Genomic DNA, 18,058 nt, shown 5'->3' with positions numbered 1-18,058 from the left:
GCGATGGGCCGCACAGCGGCCCCGTTGCTTGAGGGTGCAGCACGAGGCCAAGGGCTTGCCCGCCTGTCTTGCAAGAGACCCGAAAATGACCGCCGAAACCCGAATCCACGCACTGCGCGCCGAACTCGACCAGCACAACTACCGCTACTACGTGCTCGACGAGCCCAGCGTGCCCGACGCCGAATACGACCGGCTGTTCAACGAGCTCAAGGCCCTGGAGGCCGAGCACCCGCACCTGGTCACCCCCGACTCGCCCACCCAGCGCGTGGGCGGTGCGGCGTTGTCGGCGTTCAGCCAGGTACGCCACGAAGTCCCCATGCTCAGCCTGGGCAACGCCTTCGAAGAAGACGACCTGCGCGATTTCGGCCGCCGGGTGAACGAAGGCCTCGACTTGCCCGCCGGCGACCTGTTCGCAGCAGGCGAGGCCGTGGACTACAGCTGCGAGCCCAAGCTCGACGGCCTGGCGGTGAGCCTGCTGTACCGCGACGGCCAGCTGGTGCAGGGCGCCACCCGTGGCGACGGCACCACCGGCGAGGACATCAGCGCCAACGTGCGCACCGTGCGCAACATCCCGCTCAAGCTGCAGGGCGAGGGCTGGCCGGCGGTGCTCGAGGTGCGCGGCGAGGTGTACATGAGCAAGGCCGGTTTCGACCGCCTCAATGCCGCCCAGGCCGAGGCCGGCGGCAAGACCTTCGCCAACCCGCGCAACGCCGCCGCCGGCAGCCTGCGCCAACTGGACTCGAAGATCACCGCCAGCCGCCCGCTGGAGTTCTGCTGCTACGGCATCGGCCAGGTGTCCGAGCCGTTCGGTGACAGCCACATCGGCATCCTCGAAAAACTCAAGGCCTGGGGCATGCCCATCAGCCGCGAGCTGCGCCATGCCGCCGGCATCGAAGAGTGCCTGGCCTACTACCGCGACATCGGCGCCCGGCGCAACGAGCTGCCCTACGAGATCGACGGCGTGGTGTTCAAGGTCAACAGCCTGGCCTCCCAGCGTGAGCTGGGCTTTCGCGCCCGCGAGCCGCGCTGGGCCATTGCCCACAAGTTCCCGGCCATGGAAGAGCTCACCGAAGTGCTCGACGTCGAGTTCCAGGTCGGGCGCACCGGCGCCGTCACTCCGGTGGCGCGCCTCAAGCCTGTGAAGGTGGCCGGGGTGACCGTATCCAACGCCACCCTGCACAACATGGACGAAATCGCCCGCCTGGGCCTGCGCATCGGCGACACGGTGATCATCCGCCGTGCCGGCGACGTGATCCCGCAGGTAATGCAGGTGGTGCTCGACCGCCGCCCCGAGGGCGCGCGCCCGGTGCAGGTGCCCAGTGCCTGCCCGGTGTGCGGCTCGCAGGTCGAGCGCACCCAGCTGGTCAAGCGCAGCAAGGGCAAGGAAACTACCAGTGAAGGCGCGGTGTACCGCTGCGTTGGCCGCCTGAGCTGCGCCGCGCAACTCAAGCAGGCGATCATCCACTACGTGTCGCGCCGCGCCATGGACATCGATGGCCTGGGCGAAAAAAGCGTCGAGCAGTTGGTGGATGAAGGCCTGATCCGCTCGCCGGCCGACCTGTACAAGCTGCAGTTCGAGCAGATCGTCGGCCTGGAAGGCTTTGCCGAGGTGTCCAGCAACAAGCTGCTGGCCGCCATCGAAGCCAGCAAGCGCCCGACCCTGGCCCGCTTCATCTACGCCCTGGGCATTCCCGATGTGGGCGAGGAGACCGCCAAGGTGCTGGCCCGCTCCCTGGGCAGCCTGGCGCGGGTGCAGGTGGCGTTGCCGCAGGTGCTTACCTACCTGCCGGACATCGGCCTGGAAGTGGCGTACGAGATCCACAACTTCTTCGAAGACCCGCACAACCAGGACGTCATCAAAGCGCTGCTGGCCGCTGGCATGCAGTTGCAAGATGAAGGCGATCTGGCCGCCGAGTTCGCCGCCAGCACCACCCTGGCCGGCATGCTGGCAAAGCTCGACATCCCCTCGGTAGGCCCCACCGGTGCGGAAAAGCTGGTGGACAAGCTTGGCACCCTGGACAAGATCATCGCCGCCGACGGCATCGACCTGCGCCAGGCCCTGGCCGCCAAGCAGGCCGAAGGCGTGCGCGAGTTCTTCAAGGTCGAGGCCAATCAGCAACTGGCCCGCGCCATCGAAGCCCAACTGCTCGAGTTCGGTATGCACTGGTCGTGCGAGAAGAAAACCGCCGAGGGCCTGCCCCTGGCCGGGCAAACCTGGGTGCTCACCGGCACCCTGGAGCGCATGAGCCGCGATGTGGCCAAAGAGAAGCTGGAAAGCCTGGGTGCGAAAGTGGCCGGCTCGGTGTCGGGCAAGACCCACTGCGTGGTCGCCGGCCCCGGCGCTGGCTCCAAGCTGGCCAAGGCCAACGAGCTGGGTGTGAAGGTGCTGGACGAGGAGCAGTTCGTTGCCTTCATGGCGGGGCAGGGCATCAGCCTGTAGGTAAGCCCAAAAGCTGACGCAATCCCTGTAGGAGCCGGCTTGCCGGCGATGAGGCCCGAACGGTCCTGCCCCGGCCTTACCCGGCCCTCACGGCACAAGTCCTTGAGAAATGATGCTTTTTTCTCCCCCAACGGTTGTATCTTCGTCACGGAACGGTACAATGGCGCGGCTCGCTGCCTAGCGAGCTGCGTAATGGTGGCCCCACCGGTCCCCCCGCATTGATTACCCGTTAACCTGGTCAGGCCCGGAAGGGAGCAGCCATAGCGGGAACATCGAGTGCCGGGGTGTGGCTGGTGGGGCCGCCTCCATTTTGGGCCCACGGTCCACCTCTGCCGATACCTGCCTGCCAAGCGCCACCCACGCTTCTTGCGTGTCTTCGCGTATCTGCCTCACAACTTCAAAGTCCATCTCTGGACAACTCAAAACCACCTTGTTAGTTTTCGCCCGCCATATGTTTCAATATGTGACTACGGCAATGGATTGATATCAAATTGATATCGCCGCATAAACTAACAAGGATGTACGCAATGAAAAACCTGAAAGGGTTGCCCAAGCTTATCTCGGCTTCGGTAGGTTCGCCGGGCAAGGCCCGCAATGTGCCTGCCGATGTTCAGTGCATCCAGTACCTGTTCAACCTGATCATTCCACGGCTGGGCCTGCCATTGCAGGAAAACGGCCGGTGTGACAATCAACTGGTGCAGTGCATCACCCAGTACCAGTTCCGCCATTTGAAGTACGCGCACCCCGACGGGGTGGTCGACCCGGGCGGGCGCACCTTCAACAGCCTGATCGAAGAGGCCCTGCGCGTGCCGGTCAAGCAGCATCCCACGCTGCGCCTGCCGACCTTCTTCAATGCCTTCGGCAACAAGGGCCCGGACATGATCCAGGCCACGGTCAACAACTACCTGGCGCGCGCCCGGGCGATCATCGAGGCCGAGCGGCGCAACCGCGAGCAGGCACTCAAATCCACCTGCGATGGCGGCACCACCTTGAGTGACGCGGATTACCAGTACGCCGCCACCCAGTTGGGCGATGGCATCCCGGCCACCCTGATCAAGGCTTTCGCTCAGGTGGAGTCCGGTGGCCGCTCTGGTTTTGCGCCAAACGGCCTGCCGATCATTGCCTTCGAAGGGCACTGGTTCCAGCGCCTGACCAACGGCAAATACGACCAGACCCACCCGCTGCTGTCGTACCGCTATAAGAAAAAAGCCGGCCCGCAGTGGCAGCACAACAACAAGGACCAGGACAAGGCCTGGGATACCCTGGCCACCGCCTTTGCCCTGGACCAGGACGCGGCGTTGCAGTCGGCGTCCTACGGTATGTTCCAGACCCTCGGGATCAACTATGGAAAGTGCGGTCACAAGAACGTGTTCGAGTTTGTCGCGGCGATGAAAATCAACGCCAGCAAGCAACTCGAGGCGTTTTTGAACTACTGCAAGAAAACCCCTGCGTTTATCCCCGCGGCCAAGGCCAAGAACTATGCCGGCATGGCGCAAAGTTACAACGGCGATGACTACGGCAACTACGACGTGCTGATCAAGCAAGCCTACGAAAAACTGGAAGGGAAGCGCTGATATGAACCGGATTCTTTGTGCAGGCCTGCTGGCACTGGGTGCACTGGTGGCGACGCCGCTGTTCGCCGCCGGCAGTGCCATCAAGTCTGGCCGCTACGATGCGATGCTGCTGGCAGTGACCCCGGACCACCAGGTCCAGGGCTACTACCTCGAAGAGCTGGGCGAAGGCGTCAGCCGGCGTTGCACCTTCTACTTCCAGGGGGCGATCGATGGGCCGTCGCCCGCGCCGGTCACCACCTGGCGCACAGAGGCGCTGCCCGGCAGCATTGTGGCGTCCGATAAAGGCGTGGTGCTGACCGTGGCGCGTGGCGATGAACATCCTGGCTGTTCGAGTGTGCTGGGGCCGATGATCGGCAAAGGGCTGCCGCTGCAGCGCATCGACACCCGGCCCTGGATCGGCCTGGTCAGCATTGCTGCCGACAAGGCTTACCTGCTCAAGACCCCGGGCAGCAAAGCCGGCAAGCGCCCCTACATCATCAAGAACGATGTGGTCGGTGTGCTCGAGTACAAGGATGGCTGGGCCCGGGTGGAGTACGTCAACGGCGATGACCGCTCGTTCAAGGGCTGGATCCGCGCCGATCAGTACGCCAAGCTGGTACCGCCACAAGGCTGAGCCTGCGTGGTTTCGGGGCCGGACCGCGGCCCCGTCGACTTTTCTTACACCCCCGCCTCTTTCCCTCTCGTCCTCCCAGGGTTTTAATTCCAGCACGATCCCGCGTGGCGCCTTATCATGCGCACCCGTCCGTTCGGCCAGGAGACAGCGACCGTGGAACACGTCGACGAGCTTACCCGTCAAAAAATCCGTGAGTGGCAGGCGCGCCGCCTGGAAATCAAGGACCAGATGGCCAGCCAGCCCGAGCGGGTGTTGGAGCTGTCGCGGGTGCTCGACCAGATGGAAGACGAGCACGAGCAGATTCTCGCCGAAGCCGTGCCGCCAGCGCCGGCGCCTGTGGTTGCTGCGCTTGAACTGCAGCTGAGCGTGTCTGCGGCCAACCGCCGCGACCTGCGCAAGCTGCTGGAACTGGCCCTGCACGAACTGGACGGCGCGCTCGACGAGCCTGAAACCGACGCCCGCCACGCCGGCGACATGGCCGGCTCGCTTGGCGCCTACCGCTTCGAACTGGCGGTAGGCGAGCCGCCGGCCAACCCTGAATGAACCTTTGTACCCTGAGCCCACATGCAGCCTGAACACTTCGACTTTTCCCGCCCGGTCTTTTTGCCGATCACCCTCGAGGTGTGCCAGGGCCTGCTCGAGGCCGAAGGCGCGCCTGCGCTGGACGCGCTGAGCGAACCGGAGCTGGCCGCGCTGCTGGTGATCCAGAACCTGGCCCAGAGCCAGGGCCAGTTGGATGCGCGGGCCGCAGAAAAGGTGCTCGGCAAGTTGTTGGCCTGGGCCGTTGATGGCGCCCATTCGCCTGGTGTGGGCCTGCTGTCGGAGGCGCGCCGGCTGTTCGATGCACGCAAGTTGTACTTTGGCCTGGAAGTGATCAAGGGCTCCAAACTGCGCCTTCTCGATGCCGAAGAAGTGGCTGCCCGCGAGTACCTGCTGGCCGATGGCAAGTGGGACTTTGAATTCCGCATTCGCCGCCAGCAGGGCGACAACCCCTTCAGCCAGCAGGTGGTCACCGGTTTTGACAAGGAGCGCTGGCTCACCGTCGAGCAGGACAAGCTGCTCAAGGTGATCCGCGCCAACCTCGACGAAGACATCCACGTGCAGGGTTACGCCGGCATCGGCAAAAGCTACCTGCTCGGCGCGCTGATGGACTGCCTGCCCGGCGGCCGGGTGCTGGCACTGGCGCGCACCCCGGCCAAGCTCGGCGCGCTGCGCCAGCGCATGGGCCTGGATGCCCAGGCCAAGGTCGGCACCACCTTTGGCCAGTTCGCCCGCGTGCTGCTCAAGGATGCCCGACCGGCCAACAGCCGCACGCCAGTGCCGGGCAAGCGCAAGCTGGCCGAGGAGCTGGGCATCCTGGGCTTGCGCCAGTACGACGCCGAGCACGCTCTGGAGATCTGCCTCGAAGTGCTGCAAAGCTACTGCCAGAGCCGCGACTACAGCCTGGCCAACCGCCACCTGCCGTTCTTCCGCCAGGCCCTGAGCGCGGTGGATGCCCAGGCGCTGCTCGAATACGCCAGCCGGCTGTGGCGCTACCTGGAGGCCAACCCGGCCTGGGGGGCGCAGACCGGTTTCGAGGCGCTGCTGCTGATCAAGCGTGCCAGCCTTGCCGGTTGCAGCGTGCCCGGGCGTTTCAGCCACGTGATCATCGACGAGAGCCAGGACGCCCCGGCTTCGCTGCTGCAGATCATCGAGCGCGGCCGCCAGGTGTTGATCACCCTGGGCGACGAATACCAGAAGGCCACTGGCGAGGTGGTGCGGCGCGAGCGCCAGGTGCGGCACAAGGACATGGCCTTTGCCGTGCGCTCGGGCCCCAAGGTCGAACGCCTGATCAACCCGCTGATCGGCATGCATTCGCGCAAGTCCAAGGTGCAGTTCGAGGCGGCGCGCAGCGTCGATGTGGGCATCGAGCACTACCCCCAGGGCTTCGTGCCGCCCGAAGGCTGTGTGGTGCTCACCGCCTCGCGCTGGGACACCATGCGCTGGGCCATGGAACTGGCTGAGGGCCACTGCCTGCTGACGTTCCCCGACTGGCCCGACATGCGCCGCTTCATGGCCAGTGCGCTGGGGCTGTTCCGTGCGGCGTTCTACGCCAGCGGCCAGGATGCAGCAGATGCCCATCCGTACTTCGCCCACTTGCCCGACTGGCAGCAGGTGCGCGATTCGGAACGCTTCGACGAGTCGTTCCTGTGGGTCGAGGCGCGGCTGCAGGGCGGCTACAAGTTCGCCGACCTCACAAGCCTGGATGCGCGGGTCAGCGATACCCGCGCCAGCCTCACGCTGATGATGGCGCAGGAGGCCGGGGGCCTTGAGTTCGATCAGGTGCTGCTGACCCCGGAGCTGATGAGTACCCAGGCGTTTCGCGATGCCTACGCCTTCGATGCACGCATTTGCGCGGTGTACATCGCCCTGTCCCGGGCGCGCCGACAGCTGTACCTGCCGTATGACGTGCAGGAGTGGATCGACTACCACAAAGGCCAGCCGTTCCGGGAGTTGCACGGGTACTGACTGCTGTTGTGGTGCTTGCGCGCAGTCATCGCCGGCAAGCCGGCTCCTACAGTTGATCGCGCTTCCCTGTAGGAGCCGGCTTGCCGGCGATAGGGCCTGTCCTGTCGGACATTTCTTTCAGCTATTCGCCGATCTGCCACGCCCCGCCACCTGCATCAATCGCCTGAAGGTCGGGCAATCCAGATGATTCTGCTGCGGGCAAACCGCCGCATGCCGCAACCCCTTGCTCATCGCCTGCAAGCGCTTGACCCGCTGGTCCAGCTCATCGGCCTTGGCCAGCAGCATCTCGCGGTCCACCTGCTGCTCCACCAGCATCGCCGCCACCTCATCCAGCGAAAACCCCGCCGCCTGCCCCAGGGCAATCAGTGCCAGGCGCTCCGGCGTATCGGCGGGGAACTGCCGCCGCGCCCCACGCCCGGACAGCGTGCGCAGCAGGCCCTTGTTGGCGTAGTAACGCAGTGTCGAGGCCGGCACCCCGGTGCGCCGGGCCACATCGGCAATGTCCATTCTGGCTCCCTTGACTTGAAGTCGACTTCAACTTGCATGCTGCTTGGCACAGACCTTTTTCGTCAACCTGCCGAGGGCCTTGGCCATGAACATCACCTTGCACATCCTGCTGACCGGTATCGGCGCCACCTTGCTGATGGACCTGTGGACGCTGCTGTTGCGGCGCCTGGGTATCACTACCCTGAACTACGCGATGATTGGCCGTTGGGCCGGGCATCTGTTCCACGGCCAATGGCGGCACGTAGCCATTGGCAAGGCGCCGCCGATACCCGGCGAGCTGGCCTGGGGGTGGTTGCTGCACTACGCCACCGGGCTGCTGTTTGCCGTATTGCTGGTGGGGTTGGCGGGGCAGGGGTGGTTGCATGCGCCTACGTTGGGGCCGGCGTTGCTGTTTGGTGTGGTGACGGTGCTGGTGCCGCTGGGGGTGATTCAGCCGGCGCTGGGGGCGGGGTATTTTGCGGCGAGGACGCCGCGGCCTTTCATGAGCTGTTTGCGTAGCCTGGGGATACATGGGGTGTTTGGGGTGGGGTTGTTCATGGCTGCAAAACTGCTTGCCAGCCTTTGAGCAGGGCGGTGTTTATTGCCGTGTTTATTTCACCCTCAAAATTGCAGATCGGTCGTACGTGAATGCCGGACGCAGCTGATATCTACCGATGAACGATGCCGCTACCGTGACGACTCGCAACCAGTCTGGAGAGGCATCATGAGCATGAGTCGGCGAGATCTGTTTTTCGGCGTTATGGTGACGGTCCTTTGGGGGTGTAACTTTTCAGTTATCGAGCTGGGGTTGGAGTCGCTCGACCCCTACCTGCTGACATTGTTGCGGTTCACGTTCTGCGCATTCCCATTGGTGTTTTTTGTCAGGCGGCCGGCCGGCATTTCATATTGGGTGCTGGGTGTATACGGCGCTCTGTTCGGTGCAGGGTTGTGGTGGATGGTCAACTTTGCCATGTACAACGGTCTCTCACCGGGTATGTCTTCGGTGTTTCTGCAGTTCAGTGCGTTCTTCACCATCGGCTGGGGGGCGCTGGTGCTCGGGGAGCGCATTACCCCGGTGCATGTATGTGGGGTGCTGTTTGCACTGGGCGGCTTGATGTTGATTTTGCTGTTCAACGACGAGGCCTCTACTTCATTTGGCATTTTCCTCGTACTGATGGCTGCCCTGGCCTGGTCGCTTTGCAACTTGTTGGTGAAGCTTCGTAAACCCGCTGAAATGATGGCGTTCATTATCTGGTCGAGCCTGTTCTCAGTGCCGGCGATACTGGTGCTGACGCTTATGATTCAAGGCTTCGAGCCCTTTGTCGGGCTGGCGAAAGGGCTGGCGTGGGGCGCTGTATTCTCCATTGCCTTCCAGAGCTATATCACCACGCTGCTGGGGTATCTGGTCTGGAACAATCTGATGAAAAAATATGCCGCGGCACAGGTGGCACCGCTGTCCTTGCTGGTGCCTGTTTCGGGGTTACTGGCCTCCCATGTGTTCTATGGCGAAGAGCTCAGCGCACTACAAGGTGCCGCCATAGGGCTGATCTTGATCGGCATCGCGATATTCCTCAATGCAGGCGCATTACAGGCAAAGTTGGCTGGCAGGTATGGTGTGCAAGAAGGGCGGTTGTAATTCCGCTCATCAAGACTCGTTTATTCAAGGCAAGGGAGACCGCTATGTTCGATGTGAACAAATACAGGCGCGAGTATTTCTATGACATGGCCACTGTGATCGACGGGTTGCTTCCTGATGACATGTGCGATGAGCTTGCCCGTCGAGTGCAGGCGGTCATCCAAGAGCACGGCGTAGAACTTGTGCAGCATTCCGGGTTGGGCACCGATGCGGTTTCAGACTTGGGCGGCGAGTACAAGCATCATATTTTCAAGGGCAATGATGTGCGGCGGTATTTGCCAGAGTTGCAAGCGGTCTATCATGCGCTGGTACCTCTGGTCAGCATGATCACACATACCGATACGGTAGTTTCGCCGTACCCGTTGTCTGATGTGAATATCAAGGCTTACCCGGCCGGTGGGGGTACCCTGGGGCTGCACTATGACTCCAATGGCATAACGGTCCTGCTGTTCCTGACTACCAATACGGAAGCGCCGCTTCGGATGCAGGTTGAGCGTTCGCATCCAAGCCGGAAAGAAAAGTGGGTCGAGCATCGGAATATCCATGCTCAAAAGGGAGCACTCCTTGTCATGCAGGGCCGTAAAGTGTTGCACGACTCTGAGCCGACTCTGACCGAACATAAGCTCTCGGTGGTCTACAACTACTACGAACGCCACGACACCTTCCGGCACGAAGACTTCGATGAGTTCGTGTATTACGGCACTCGGCCAAAAAAACTGTAGTGGTCATGCAAGCCATTGGGTTGGGTTCCAGGAGTACTCGGGGGGCAGCTAAGTGTTTGTCGAAGCCTTCTGACGCCTAATGAGTCGAGCGCCGCCCGAGCGGCGTTTGATTCATAGGTGTCAGAAGGCTTTCGACGAACCCCTGGTAGCCCAGGTGCGATCACCTCGAGGCCTGCAAGGGCTTCGCCACCGGGAAGCCGGCTCCTAAGCATGGGCTCAATGCTCTGTACGGTTCTCCACAGCGCTAGCCAGCGCATCCGCCTGGCCCCAGGCAATCTGCATGGCGCGCAGGCCGTGTTGCAGCAACTGTCGGGTTTCCTCGTCCTTGATGCGGTCCAGCGCGCGATGGCTGTCGCTGAAGGCGAACATCAGGTAATGGGAGACGTTCATCAGCACGTACTCCATCGGTACCACGCCATCCTGAATTGCTCGGGCGAGGGACTTTTCAGGGGGCAGGATGAATTGATGGGGTGGGTCGGGGACGATTTTTTTCATAAGGCACCATACCGGTTGAAGTCTCCCGTCCGCTTCCACACATCAGGGTGACAGTTGTACGCGGAGTGGAAGACCAGGCGTATGGCAACCCGGCAGGCCGAAAAGCCTCCCGCGCACAACTGTCATGACGACAGCCAGACATTGCCGGGCTTCCACACCCGGTCGCTGAACCCTCAGCGACCGGCAGAGCCTAGTGGGCAGTGATTCCCCGGACAATCAGACGCACATCGACAGGTTTCGTAGGATATTTCCATGGTGTTCGTGGATGTGTGGGAAAGATCTGGCGAATGCGTAGGGCGCTTCCTTGAGCATCGGCTGATGCCTCTGTAGGAGCTGGCTTGCCAGCGATGAGGCCGGCCTAGGCGCAAACAATGCAGTGGCTGGGCGAGTCAGCGCTTTCAAGGGGTTCGCGTGAGGGCTGGCAGGTGTTCGCCGAAAGCCTTGCAGCGCCTATGAGATCGAGCGCCGCCCGCGCGGCGCTTCGCGGGTAAACCCGCTCCCACAGTTTATTTCTGGCCAGTCTCTCCTGAGCCGATATCGGGTCCCCCTTGTTTGTAAGTCGCGATATCAGCGTGGGCATTGCAGCCGCCACACATGACTCCAGACATGCACCAAGGCAGGCGCCGGTACTTTCACAGAAAGTATTGGCCCGAAACAAACTGTGGGAGCGGGTTTACCCGCGAAGCGCCGCGCGGGCGGCGCTCGATCTTATAGGCGCCAAAAGGCTTTCGGCGAACACCTGTCAGCCCTGATGCAATCCCTTCGAGATCCCGTCCCCCATCGCCAGCAAACCACCCCCTACCTCGATGGCGCAGCAGTCTCATCGGTATACCGCCGAATAATCCGCTCGATCTCCCCCGATTGCTTGATCCGCACCAACGCCCGCAGCACCGCCTGGGTCGGCAGCGCCGGGTCGCTGCGCACCATGCAACCCAGCGCCTGCTCCTGCAGCACGGCCAGCACCGGCAAGCGCTGCTCCGGCGGCAGCTGGCGGTTGTACCACTGCAGCGACAGCTGGTTGCTCACCGCATGCCGGTAACGCTGGGCCTGCAGCTTGCGCAGCACCAGCAACTGGCTGCGGCTGTCTTCACGCTGCAGCCGGCCGCTGGCGAACAGCGGCTCAAGCGTTGGGTAGGTGTAGCCCAGCACCGTGCCGATGGCCTGGGCTGGCAGTGCTTCGGGTGTGCTGGGGGTAGTGTCGCCCGGGCGGCCGACCAGCAGGTCGCGCTGCTCGATCAGCGGGATGCTCCAGACATATTCGCCGGGCCGGTCGGTCAGCCACTGGGTGGCCACGTAGCAGCGTACATCGATGTCGCCGCTTTGCATGGCCTCCTGCACGCGCAGCCGGGCCATCACGTGGTAGCGCGGGGTGATGCCGGTTTCCCGGGCGATGGCCTGGATAATGTCGTAGATGATGCCTTCCACCGGCTGTTCGTGCTCGATGCGCACCAGCGGCATGCTCCAGCTTTCGGCAATGGAAAAGCGCAGCTCCGCCGCCCCGGCCAGGCTGTGGGTGGCCCATAACAACAGCATCGCCAGGACTCGCCGCACGCCCCATCCTCCCTGATCAGCCCTGCGCCATGCCTGCCAGTGAGCTTAGACCAGAACCGCAGGGTGCAATTTCCCCCTCGCTCCGCTAGCATTAGCGCTCTTTCCGCCCGCTCCGGTCATGATGGTTTTTTGATGAGTTATCAGGTTCTTGCACGTAAATGGCGCCCGCGCTCGTTCCGCGAAATGGTCGGCCAGACCCATGTGCTCAAGGCTTTGATCAACGCCCTGGACAACCAGCGCCTGCACCACGCCTACCTGTTCACCGGTACCCGTGGCGTGGGCAAGACCACCATCGCGCGCATTATCGCCAAGTGCCTGAACTGCGAAACCGGCATTACCTCCACCCCGTGCGGCACCTGCTCGGTGTGCCGGGAGATCGACGAGGGCCGTTTCGTCGACCTGATCGAGATCGACGCCGCCAGCCGCACCAAGGTCGAAGACACCCGCGAGCTGCTCGACAACGTGCAGTACGCCCCGAGCCGCGGGCGCTTCAAGGTCTACCTGATCGACGAAGTGCACATGCTCTCGACGCACTCCTTCAACGCCTTGTTGAAGACCCTCGAAGAGCCGCCGCCCTACGTCAAGTTCATCCTCGCCACCACCGACCCGCAAAAACTGCCGGCCACCATCCTGTCGCGCTGCCTGCAGTTCTCGCTGAAGAATATGAGCCCGGAGCGGGTGGTCGAGCACCTGAGCCACGTGCTCGGCGCCGAGAACGTGCCGTTCGAGGACGATGCCCTGTGGCTGTTGGGCCGCGCGGCCGACGGCTCGATGCGCGACGCCATGAGCCTGACCGACCAGGCCATCGCCTTTGGTGAAGGCAAGGTATTGGCCGCCGATGTGCGGGCGATGCTCGGCACCCTCGACCATGGCCAGGTGTACGGCGTGTTGCAGGCATTGCTTGACGGTGATGCCCGGGCGCTGCTGCAGGCGGTACGCGATTTGGCCGAGCAGGGCCCGGACTGGAACGGCGTGCTGTCGGAAATGCTCAACGTGCTGCACCGCGTGGCCATCGCCCAGGCGCTGCCCGAGGCGGTCGACAACGGCCAGGGCGACCGCGAGCGCGTGCTGGCGCTGGCCCAGGCGTTGCCGGCAGAAGATGTGCAGTTCTACTACCAGATGGGCCTGATCGGCCGGCGCGACCTGCCCCTGGCGCCAGACCCGCGTGGCGGTTTCGAGATGGTGCTGCTGCGCATGCTGGCGTTCCGCCCGGCCGACAGCGACGACGCACCGCGGCCGGTGCTAAAGCCAGTGGGGATCAGCCAGGCCACAGCTGATCCGGCAACACCGGTGGCTGCGGTGGCTACCGTTGCCCCGGCGGCGCCCGTTGCAGAGCCTGTGCCAGCCCCGGTGGCCAGCGAGCCGCCGCAGCCGGTTGCCGAGCCTGAGCCCGAGCCGGCCCCTGCTGCAGAGCCTGAGCCTGAGCCTGCACCGCAAGCGACAGTGCCCGAGCCGCAGCCAGAACCTGAGCCCGAGCCCGTGGAAGAGGTCATCGACCTGCCATGGGAAGAGCCCGCTGCTGCTGTCGCTGCCCAGCCGCAACCCGAGCCGGTCGCACCTGCACCAGTCGCCGAGCCTGAACCTGCGCCGGCTTCAAGCCAGCCCGACTACGACGAGCCGCCGTTCGATCCGTCTGCTTACAACCCGGCAGGCATGGACCGTGACGACGAACCGCCGGCAGACGAAGACTACTACGCCCCTGACGGCGACCCGGCAGGCTTCAGCTACCTCGACGAGCTGGCCGAGCACGTGCAGGAAGAGGCGCCCGCCAAGGCCCCCGAGCCACTGCCTGCGTCCAAACCGGCCACGGGCCTTGCCCTGCAATGGCTGGAATTATTCCCACAGTTGCCTGTCTCGGGTATGACAGGCAACATCGCCGCGAACTGTACGCTGATCGCCGCCGACGGTGACGACTGGCTGCTGCACCTGGACCCGGGCCAGGGCGCGCTGTTCAACTCGACGCAACAGCGCCGGCTCAACGATGCGCTCAACCAGCAGCTGGGCCGCGAGATCCGCCTGAAGATCGAGCTGATTCGCCCCGAGCAGGAAACCCCGGCCCAGGCCGCCGCTCGCAAGCGCGCCGAGCGCCAGAACGACGCCGTGCTGTCGATCGAGCAAGACCCGCTCATCCAGCAGATGATCAAGCAGTTCGGCGCGACGGTGAGGCAGGATACTATTGAGCCTGTAGACGCCCTGGCCAGCCAGGGCCAATAACGGATAACCATGCAGCCGGCCTGTGCCCGGCTGCATTACATGACCCAGATCGAGGTACTTCCCCATGATGAAAGGTGGCATGGCCGGCCTGATGAAGCAGGCCCAGCAGATGCAGGAAAAGATGCAGAAGATGCAGGAAGAGCTGGCCAACGCCGAAGTCACCGGCCAGTCCGGTGGTGGCCTGGTGAGCGTGGTGATGACCGGGCGCCACGACGTCAAGCGCGTGAGCATCGACCAGAGCCTGATGTCGACTGAAGAAGACGACAAGGAAGTGCTGGAAGACCTGATCGCCGCCGCGCTGAACGACGCTGTGCGCAAGATCGAGCAGAGCAGCCAGGAGAAAATGGGCGGCATGACCGCCGGCATGCAGCTGCCGCCAGGCTTCAAGATGCCGTTCTAAGGCATTTGGTCTGTTCAAGAAGCCGCCGTTGGGTAACCACCGGCGGCTTTTTTATGTGCCTCACGGCTGCGCAACCTATCTTGCATGCGCGCTCCATCTCCTGCGGGAGCAACTGTCTTGTGCTGCCTGTTCCGGCCTCATCGCCGGCAAGCCGGCTCCTACAGGTATGGCACTGGCTTGAAGCTTGTGCGGTCCCTGTGGGAGCGGCTTTAGCCGCGAAGCAGACGACGCGATGTATGGCACCGGCTTTGCCGGTGTTCGCGGCTAAAGCCGCTCCTACAGGTACAGCGCCGGGCCTGCGCTTTGCACACCCCCGTGAAGCAGGCGGCACTATCGGTGTCATGGCAAATTTGACGCTACTGCCCCACGCCGGTATAAACCGCCTCTTACCGATTTATCAGGCCTTTCCCATGAGCTTCAGCCCCCTCATCCGCCAACTGATCGACGCCCTGCGCATCCTGCCCGGCGTCGGCCAGAAAACCGCCCAGCGCATGGCCCTGCAACTGCTGGAGCGCGACCGCAGCGGCGGCACGCGCCTGGCCCAGGCCCTGAGCCAGGCCATGGAAGGGGTTGGCCACTGCCGCCAGTGCCGCACCCTGACCGAGCAGGAGCTGTGCCCGCAATGCGCCGATACGCGCCGCGACGACACCCAGCTGTGCGTGGTGGAAGGGCCGATGGATGTGTATGCGGTGGAGCAGACCGGCTACCGCGGGCGCTACTTCGTGCTCAAGGGGCACTTGTCCCCGCTCGACGGGCTGGGGCCGGATGCCATCGGCATTCCGCAGTTGATGGCGCGTATCGACGAGCAAGGCACTTTCAATGAGGTGATCCTGGCCACCAACCCGACGGTGGAAGGGGAGGCTACGGCTCATTACATCGCCCAGTTGCTGGCCGAGAAGGGCCTGACAGCCACGCGCATTGCCCATGGCGTGCCGTTGGGCGGGGAGTTGGAGCTGGTGGATGGCGGTACGCTGGCCCACGCGTTTGCCGGGCGCAAGCCGATTTCGCTTTGAGAACGCCGGGGCCGCTTTGCGGCCCAATCGCAGGCAAGCCTGCTCCTACAAGGTCACGCAATACCTGTAGGAGCAGGCTTGCCTGCGATTGGGCTGCAAAGCAGCCCCAAAAGCACCGAAAGACTCAGTACTCGCTCAACGAAAACTCAGTCAGGCAGAAGGTCGGCACACCGGCCGCCTGCAACCGGCGCGAACCTTCAAGCTCGGGCAAGTCGATGATCGCCGCCGCCTCGAACACCTGTGCACCGGTGCGGCGCACCAGGTTGGCCGCCGCCAGCAGGGTGCCGCCGGTGGCGATCAGGTCATCGAAGATCAGCACCGAATCGCCTTCGCACAGGCTGTCGGCATGCACTTCGAGGAAGGCTTCGCCGTACTCGGTCTGGTAACCCTCGCTCAACACATCAGCCGGCAGCTTGCCCTGCTTGCGGAACAGGATCAGCGGCTTGTTCAACTGGTGGGCGATGATCGAGCCGATCAGGAAGCCCCGCGCGTCCATGGCACCGATGTGGCTGAACTCGGCTTCGACATAGCGCTCGATGAACTGGTCGGCAACATAGCGCAGCCCGCGCGGCGACTGGAACAGCGGGGTGATGTCGCGGAAGATGACGCCCGGCTTGGGGAAGTCCACTACCGGGCGAATCAGGGCTTTGAGGTCGAAGGTGTCGCTGTGCATGGGGCGGGTATCCTGGAAAACCAAGGCGCCAGTATACCCTCCCTCAACCACATAAGCCTCCCCGAACTGGAGGCGAGGCTGTGGCGTTAGTCTGGGACTTTCTCCCAGCGTATCGAGTCAATCTGAAGGGACCCCACCCGAGACGTTTTGAATATCAATGCAGTGACTATTGCGGTGCCCAAGCTTTTGTTGTGCACGCCCGGGTCGTCGGAGAGGTCGGGCTCCTTGATTGCCTCCTTTGGGATTGCCTCAACAAGGAAATCTTCGGAAAAATTCAGAGCCGTCAGCTTGGTTACGTCCACCGTGCCTACCAAGTCTGGATGTTCAGCATTCAAGTCCTCTTCTGTGTAGTCGATCACCACACAGTAATTCCAGCTCACATTGGTGACCTTTTCTCCGAAATCGAGCCGAACTGCGCTCTGATCGCCGACCACCAGTACCTTTGCACCCATGCCGAGGAGTTCGGTTGACATGATTCCGGAGGGAGTGGCCCCGTCTTCCACGATAGTCAATTCAAAGCTGTGCTTTGCATTGCTACTGGTTTTGTAGGTCATGCCTTTCTCGAACGTTGTCAGCTCGGAACGCTCGAAGTTCTCCACACTGGGGTAAATGGGCGCGGTCATGATGAAGCTCCTGAGGGAGGGAAGGTACTCCAGCGTCATCCAGTTTCCAGGGTTGTACAACTGACAGAATTGCTAGGTGGTCGCAGCCTGTCGCCTTGCGCGTGGGGTGCGCAGAAGCAAAGAAGCCGGCAGGATCTGCTTGGATCCTGCCGGCTTCTCTTGGCGCGTACTATCTAAAGCAGGGAGTGCCGCTCAGGACTCCATTGCACCGCCGGCCAGCGCGCACAGCTGGATCGGGTCGAGGATGTGCACCTCTTTACCCTCGGCCTTGAGCAGGCCGTTCTGCTGGAAGCGGGTGAACACGCGGGACACGGTTTCTACCGCCAGGCCCAGGTAGTTGCCGATCTCGTTGCGCGACATGCTCAGGCGGAACTGGTTGGCCGAATAGCCACGGGCGCGGAAGCGTGCCGACAGGTTGACCAGGAAGGTGGCGATGCGCTCGTCGGCGGTTTTTTTCGACAGCAGCAGCATCATTTGCTGGTCATCGCGGATCTCGCGGCTCATTACCCGCATCAGCTGGCGGCGCAGCTGTGGCAGTTGCACCGACAGCTCGTCGAGGCGCTCGAAGGGGATTTCGCACACCGAGGTGGTTTCCTGGGCCTGGGCCGACACCGGGTAGGCCTCGGTGTCCATGCCCGACAGGCCGACCAGCTCGCTGGGCAGGTGGAAGCCGGTGATCTGTTCTTCGCCGGCGTCGCTCAGGCTGAAGGTTTTCAGGGCGCCGGAGCGTACTGCGTAGACCGAGCCGAAATTGTCACCCTGGCGGAACAGAAACTCGCCTTTTTTGAGCGGGCGCCCGCGTTTGACGATTTCATCCAGTGCGTCCATGTCCTCGAGGTTGAGCGACAGGGGCAGGCACAGGGGGGCCAGGCTGCAATCCTTGCAATGGGCCTGGTTGTGAGGGCGCAGTTTGACTGGCTCGGACATAGCTTCAATCCTTGTGGTAAAGCACACATAAGCCGTAAGGGTAACCCACGGCTAGGGTAGTAGGCCAGCGTGCGCATTTTTGGTGCGTGCTGGTGGCGGCCCTGGCAAGGGTGTGCCGGGGCCTTCCACTGTCCATAGTGTGCCTGGCAAGGCGAGCTGTCCATGCGGTGAAACGCCTCAATT

Annotated in this window: 17 protein-coding genes and 1 other RNA gene; 12 read left to right on the top strand and 6 right to left on the bottom strand. The window is 63.1% G+C overall.

Translation table 11 applies throughout. The annotated features are described in order from the left end of the window. The first annotated feature begins 85 nt into the window (after positions 1-85). From ligA to ACI2KK_RS09870, 6 genes are all read left to right on the top strand, one after another. On the top strand, positions 86-2,440 hold the full coding sequence (gene ligA, locus ACI2KK_RS09895; RefSeq protein ID WP_404668799.1) for an NAD-dependent DNA ligase LigA: 2,355 nt from the start codon (positions 86-88) through the stop codon (positions 2,438-2,440). A 202-nt stretch (positions 2,441-2,642) separates the two neighbouring features. After that, positions 2,643-2,739, top strand: an RNA gene (gene ffs, locus ACI2KK_RS09890) — signal recognition particle sRNA small type. Positions 2,740-2,967: 228 nt separating this feature from the next. Continuing rightward, positions 2,968-4,014 (top strand): N-acetylmuramidase family protein, encoded by a 1,047-nt coding sequence (locus ACI2KK_RS09885; RefSeq protein ID WP_404668798.1) that lies wholly within the window; start codon positions 2,968-2,970, stop codon positions 4,012-4,014. 1 nt (position 4,015) lies between these two features. Next, a complete protein-coding gene (locus ACI2KK_RS09880) occupies positions 4,016-4,627 on the top strand; it encodes a hypothetical protein (protein ID WP_404668797.1) in 612 nt (203 codons plus the stop codon). Between the two features lie 117 nt (positions 4,628-4,744). Then, complete coding sequence (locus ACI2KK_RS09875; protein ID WP_404668796.1) at positions 4,745-5,170, top strand: hypothetical protein; 426 nt, start codon at positions 4,745-4,747, stop codon at positions 5,168-5,170. Positions 5,171-5,191: 21 nt separating this feature from the next. Further along, a complete protein-coding gene (locus ACI2KK_RS09870) occupies positions 5,192-7,135 on the top strand; it encodes a hypothetical protein (protein ID WP_404668795.1) in 1,944 nt (647 codons plus the stop codon). Between the two features lie 117 nt (positions 7,136-7,252). Here ACI2KK_RS09870 and ACI2KK_RS09865 read toward each other — a convergent pair whose 3' ends face one another. Continuing rightward, entirely contained in the window at positions 7,253-7,642 is a 390-nt protein-coding gene (locus ACI2KK_RS09865) for a helix-turn-helix domain-containing protein (RefSeq protein WP_404668794.1), read from the bottom strand. A gap of 85 nt (positions 7,643-7,727) precedes the next feature. Between ACI2KK_RS09865 and ACI2KK_RS09860 the strand changes: the two genes are divergently transcribed. From ACI2KK_RS09860 to ACI2KK_RS09850, 3 genes are all read left to right on the top strand, one after another. Beyond that, complete coding sequence (locus ACI2KK_RS09860; RefSeq protein ID WP_404668793.1) at positions 7,728-8,207, top strand: DUF2938 family protein; 480 nt, start codon at positions 7,728-7,730, stop codon at positions 8,205-8,207. Between the two features lie 138 nt (positions 8,208-8,345). Further along, positions 8,346-9,257 (top strand): EamA family transporter, encoded by a 912-nt coding sequence (locus ACI2KK_RS09855; RefSeq protein ID WP_404668792.1) that lies wholly within the window; start codon positions 8,346-8,348, stop codon positions 9,255-9,257. Between the two features lie 44 nt (positions 9,258-9,301). Beyond that, complete coding sequence (locus ACI2KK_RS09850; protein ID WP_404668791.1) at positions 9,302-9,979, top strand: hypothetical protein; 678 nt, start codon at positions 9,302-9,304, stop codon at positions 9,977-9,979. A gap of 216 nt (positions 9,980-10,195) precedes the next feature. Here ACI2KK_RS09850 and ACI2KK_RS09845 read toward each other — a convergent pair whose 3' ends face one another. Further along, positions 10,196-10,474, bottom strand: a complete 279-nt coding sequence (locus ACI2KK_RS09845) for a hypothetical protein (RefSeq protein ID WP_217839550.1) — start codon at positions 10,472-10,474, stop codon at positions 10,196-10,198. Positions 10,475-11,272: 798 nt separating this feature from the next. After that, on the bottom strand, positions 11,273-12,025 hold the full coding sequence (locus ACI2KK_RS09840; RefSeq protein ID WP_404668790.1) for a substrate-binding periplasmic protein: 753 nt from the start codon (positions 12,023-12,025) through the stop codon (positions 11,273-11,275). A 132-nt stretch (positions 12,026-12,157) separates the two neighbouring features. Between ACI2KK_RS09840 and dnaX the strand changes: the two genes are divergently transcribed. From dnaX to recR, 3 genes are all read left to right on the top strand, one after another. Further along, positions 12,158-14,239, top strand: a complete 2,082-nt coding sequence (dnaX, locus tag ACI2KK_RS09835) for a DNA polymerase III subunit gamma/tau (protein WP_404668789.1) — start codon at positions 12,158-12,160, stop codon at positions 14,237-14,239. A 64-nt stretch (positions 14,240-14,303) separates the two neighbouring features. Further along, entirely contained in the window at positions 14,304-14,639 is a 336-nt protein-coding gene (locus ACI2KK_RS09830) for a YbaB/EbfC family nucleoid-associated protein (protein ID WP_023535908.1), read from the top strand. Between the two features lie 410 nt (positions 14,640-15,049). Further along, complete coding sequence (recR, locus tag ACI2KK_RS09825; RefSeq protein WP_404668788.1) at positions 15,050-15,652, top strand: recombination mediator RecR; 603 nt, start codon at positions 15,050-15,052, stop codon at positions 15,650-15,652. A 124-nt stretch (positions 15,653-15,776) separates the two neighbouring features. On the opposite strand, the gene ACI2KK_RS09820 is transcribed toward recR, so the two are convergent. The 3 genes from ACI2KK_RS09820 to fnrA form a co-directional block, all read right to left on the bottom strand. Next, entirely contained in the window at positions 15,777-16,325 is a 549-nt protein-coding gene (locus tag ACI2KK_RS09820; RefSeq protein ID WP_028692867.1) for an adenine phosphoribosyltransferase, read from the bottom strand. Positions 16,326-16,411: 86 nt separating this feature from the next. Continuing rightward, positions 16,412-16,987 carry a hypothetical protein gene (locus ACI2KK_RS09815; RefSeq protein WP_404668787.1) on the bottom strand — a complete coding sequence of 192 codons (576 nt, stop codon included), beginning with the start codon at positions 16,985-16,987 and terminating at the stop codon, positions 16,412-16,414. A gap of 153 nt (positions 16,988-17,140) precedes the next feature. After that, positions 17,141-17,875, bottom strand: coding sequence for a Crp/Fnr family transcriptional regulator FnrA (fnrA, locus tag ACI2KK_RS09810; RefSeq protein WP_217839545.1), 735 nt, complete (start codon positions 17,873-17,875; stop codon positions 17,141-17,143). Between the last annotated feature and the right edge of the window lie 183 nt (positions 17,876-18,058).

The sequence above is a fragment of the Pseudomonas sp. NPDC089406 genome (assembly GCF_044900265.1).
Lineage (GTDB): Bacteria > Pseudomonadota > Gammaproteobacteria > Pseudomonadales > Pseudomonadaceae > Aquipseudomonas > Aquipseudomonas fakonensis.
The sequence above is the reverse complement of the archived record's forward strand: the minus strand, read 5'-3'. Positions and strand labels throughout refer to the sequence as shown.

Bases quoted from the DNA above. Each gene is read 5' to 3' on its own strand.
- ligA (WP_404668799.1), top strand. From the start codon at position 86: ATGACCGCCGAAACCCGAATCCACGCACTGCGCGCCGAACTCGACCAG.
- ACI2KK_RS09885 (WP_404668798.1), top strand. From the start codon at position 2,968: ATGAAAAACCTGAAAGGGTTGCCCAAGCTTATCTCGGCTTCGGTAGGT.
- ACI2KK_RS09880 (WP_404668797.1), top strand. From the start codon at position 4,016: ATGAACCGGATTCTTTGTGCAGGCCTGCTGGCACTGGGTGCACTGGTG.
- ACI2KK_RS09875 (WP_404668796.1), top strand. From the start codon at position 4,745: ATGCGCACCCGTCCGTTCGGCCAGGAGACAGCGACCGTGGAACACGTC.
- ACI2KK_RS09870 (WP_404668795.1), top strand. From the start codon at position 5,192: ATGCAGCCTGAACACTTCGACTTTTCCCGCCCGGTCTTTTTGCCGATC.
- ACI2KK_RS09865 (WP_404668794.1), bottom strand. From the start codon at position 7,642: ATGGACATTGCCGATGTGGCCCGGCGCACCGGGGTGCCGGCCTCGACA.
- ACI2KK_RS09860 (WP_404668793.1), top strand. From the start codon at position 7,728: ATGAACATCACCTTGCACATCCTGCTGACCGGTATCGGCGCCACCTTG.
- ACI2KK_RS09855 (WP_404668792.1), top strand. From the start codon at position 8,346: ATGAGCATGAGTCGGCGAGATCTGTTTTTCGGCGTTATGGTGACGGTC.
- ACI2KK_RS09850 (WP_404668791.1), top strand. From the start codon at position 9,302: ATGTTCGATGTGAACAAATACAGGCGCGAGTATTTCTATGACATGGCC.
- ACI2KK_RS09845 (WP_217839550.1), bottom strand. From the start codon at position 10,474: ATGAAAAAAATCGTCCCCGACCCACCCCATCAATTCATCCTGCCCCCT.
- dnaX (WP_404668789.1), top strand. From the start codon at position 12,158: ATGAGTTATCAGGTTCTTGCACGTAAATGGCGCCCGCGCTCGTTCCGC.
- ACI2KK_RS09830 (WP_023535908.1), top strand. From the start codon at position 14,304: ATGATGAAAGGTGGCATGGCCGGCCTGATGAAGCAGGCCCAGCAGATG.
- recR (WP_404668788.1), top strand. From the start codon at position 15,050: ATGAGCTTCAGCCCCCTCATCCGCCAACTGATCGACGCCCTGCGCATC.
- ACI2KK_RS09820 (WP_028692867.1), bottom strand. From the start codon at position 16,325: ATGCACAGCGACACCTTCGACCTCAAAGCCCTGATTCGCCCGGTAGTG.
- ACI2KK_RS09815 (WP_404668787.1), bottom strand. From the start codon at position 16,987: ATGACGCTGGAGTACCTTCCCTCCCTCAGGAGCTTCATCATGACCGCG.
- fnrA (WP_217839545.1), bottom strand. From the start codon at position 17,875: ATGTCCGAGCCAGTCAAACTGCGCCCTCACAACCAGGCCCATTGCAAG.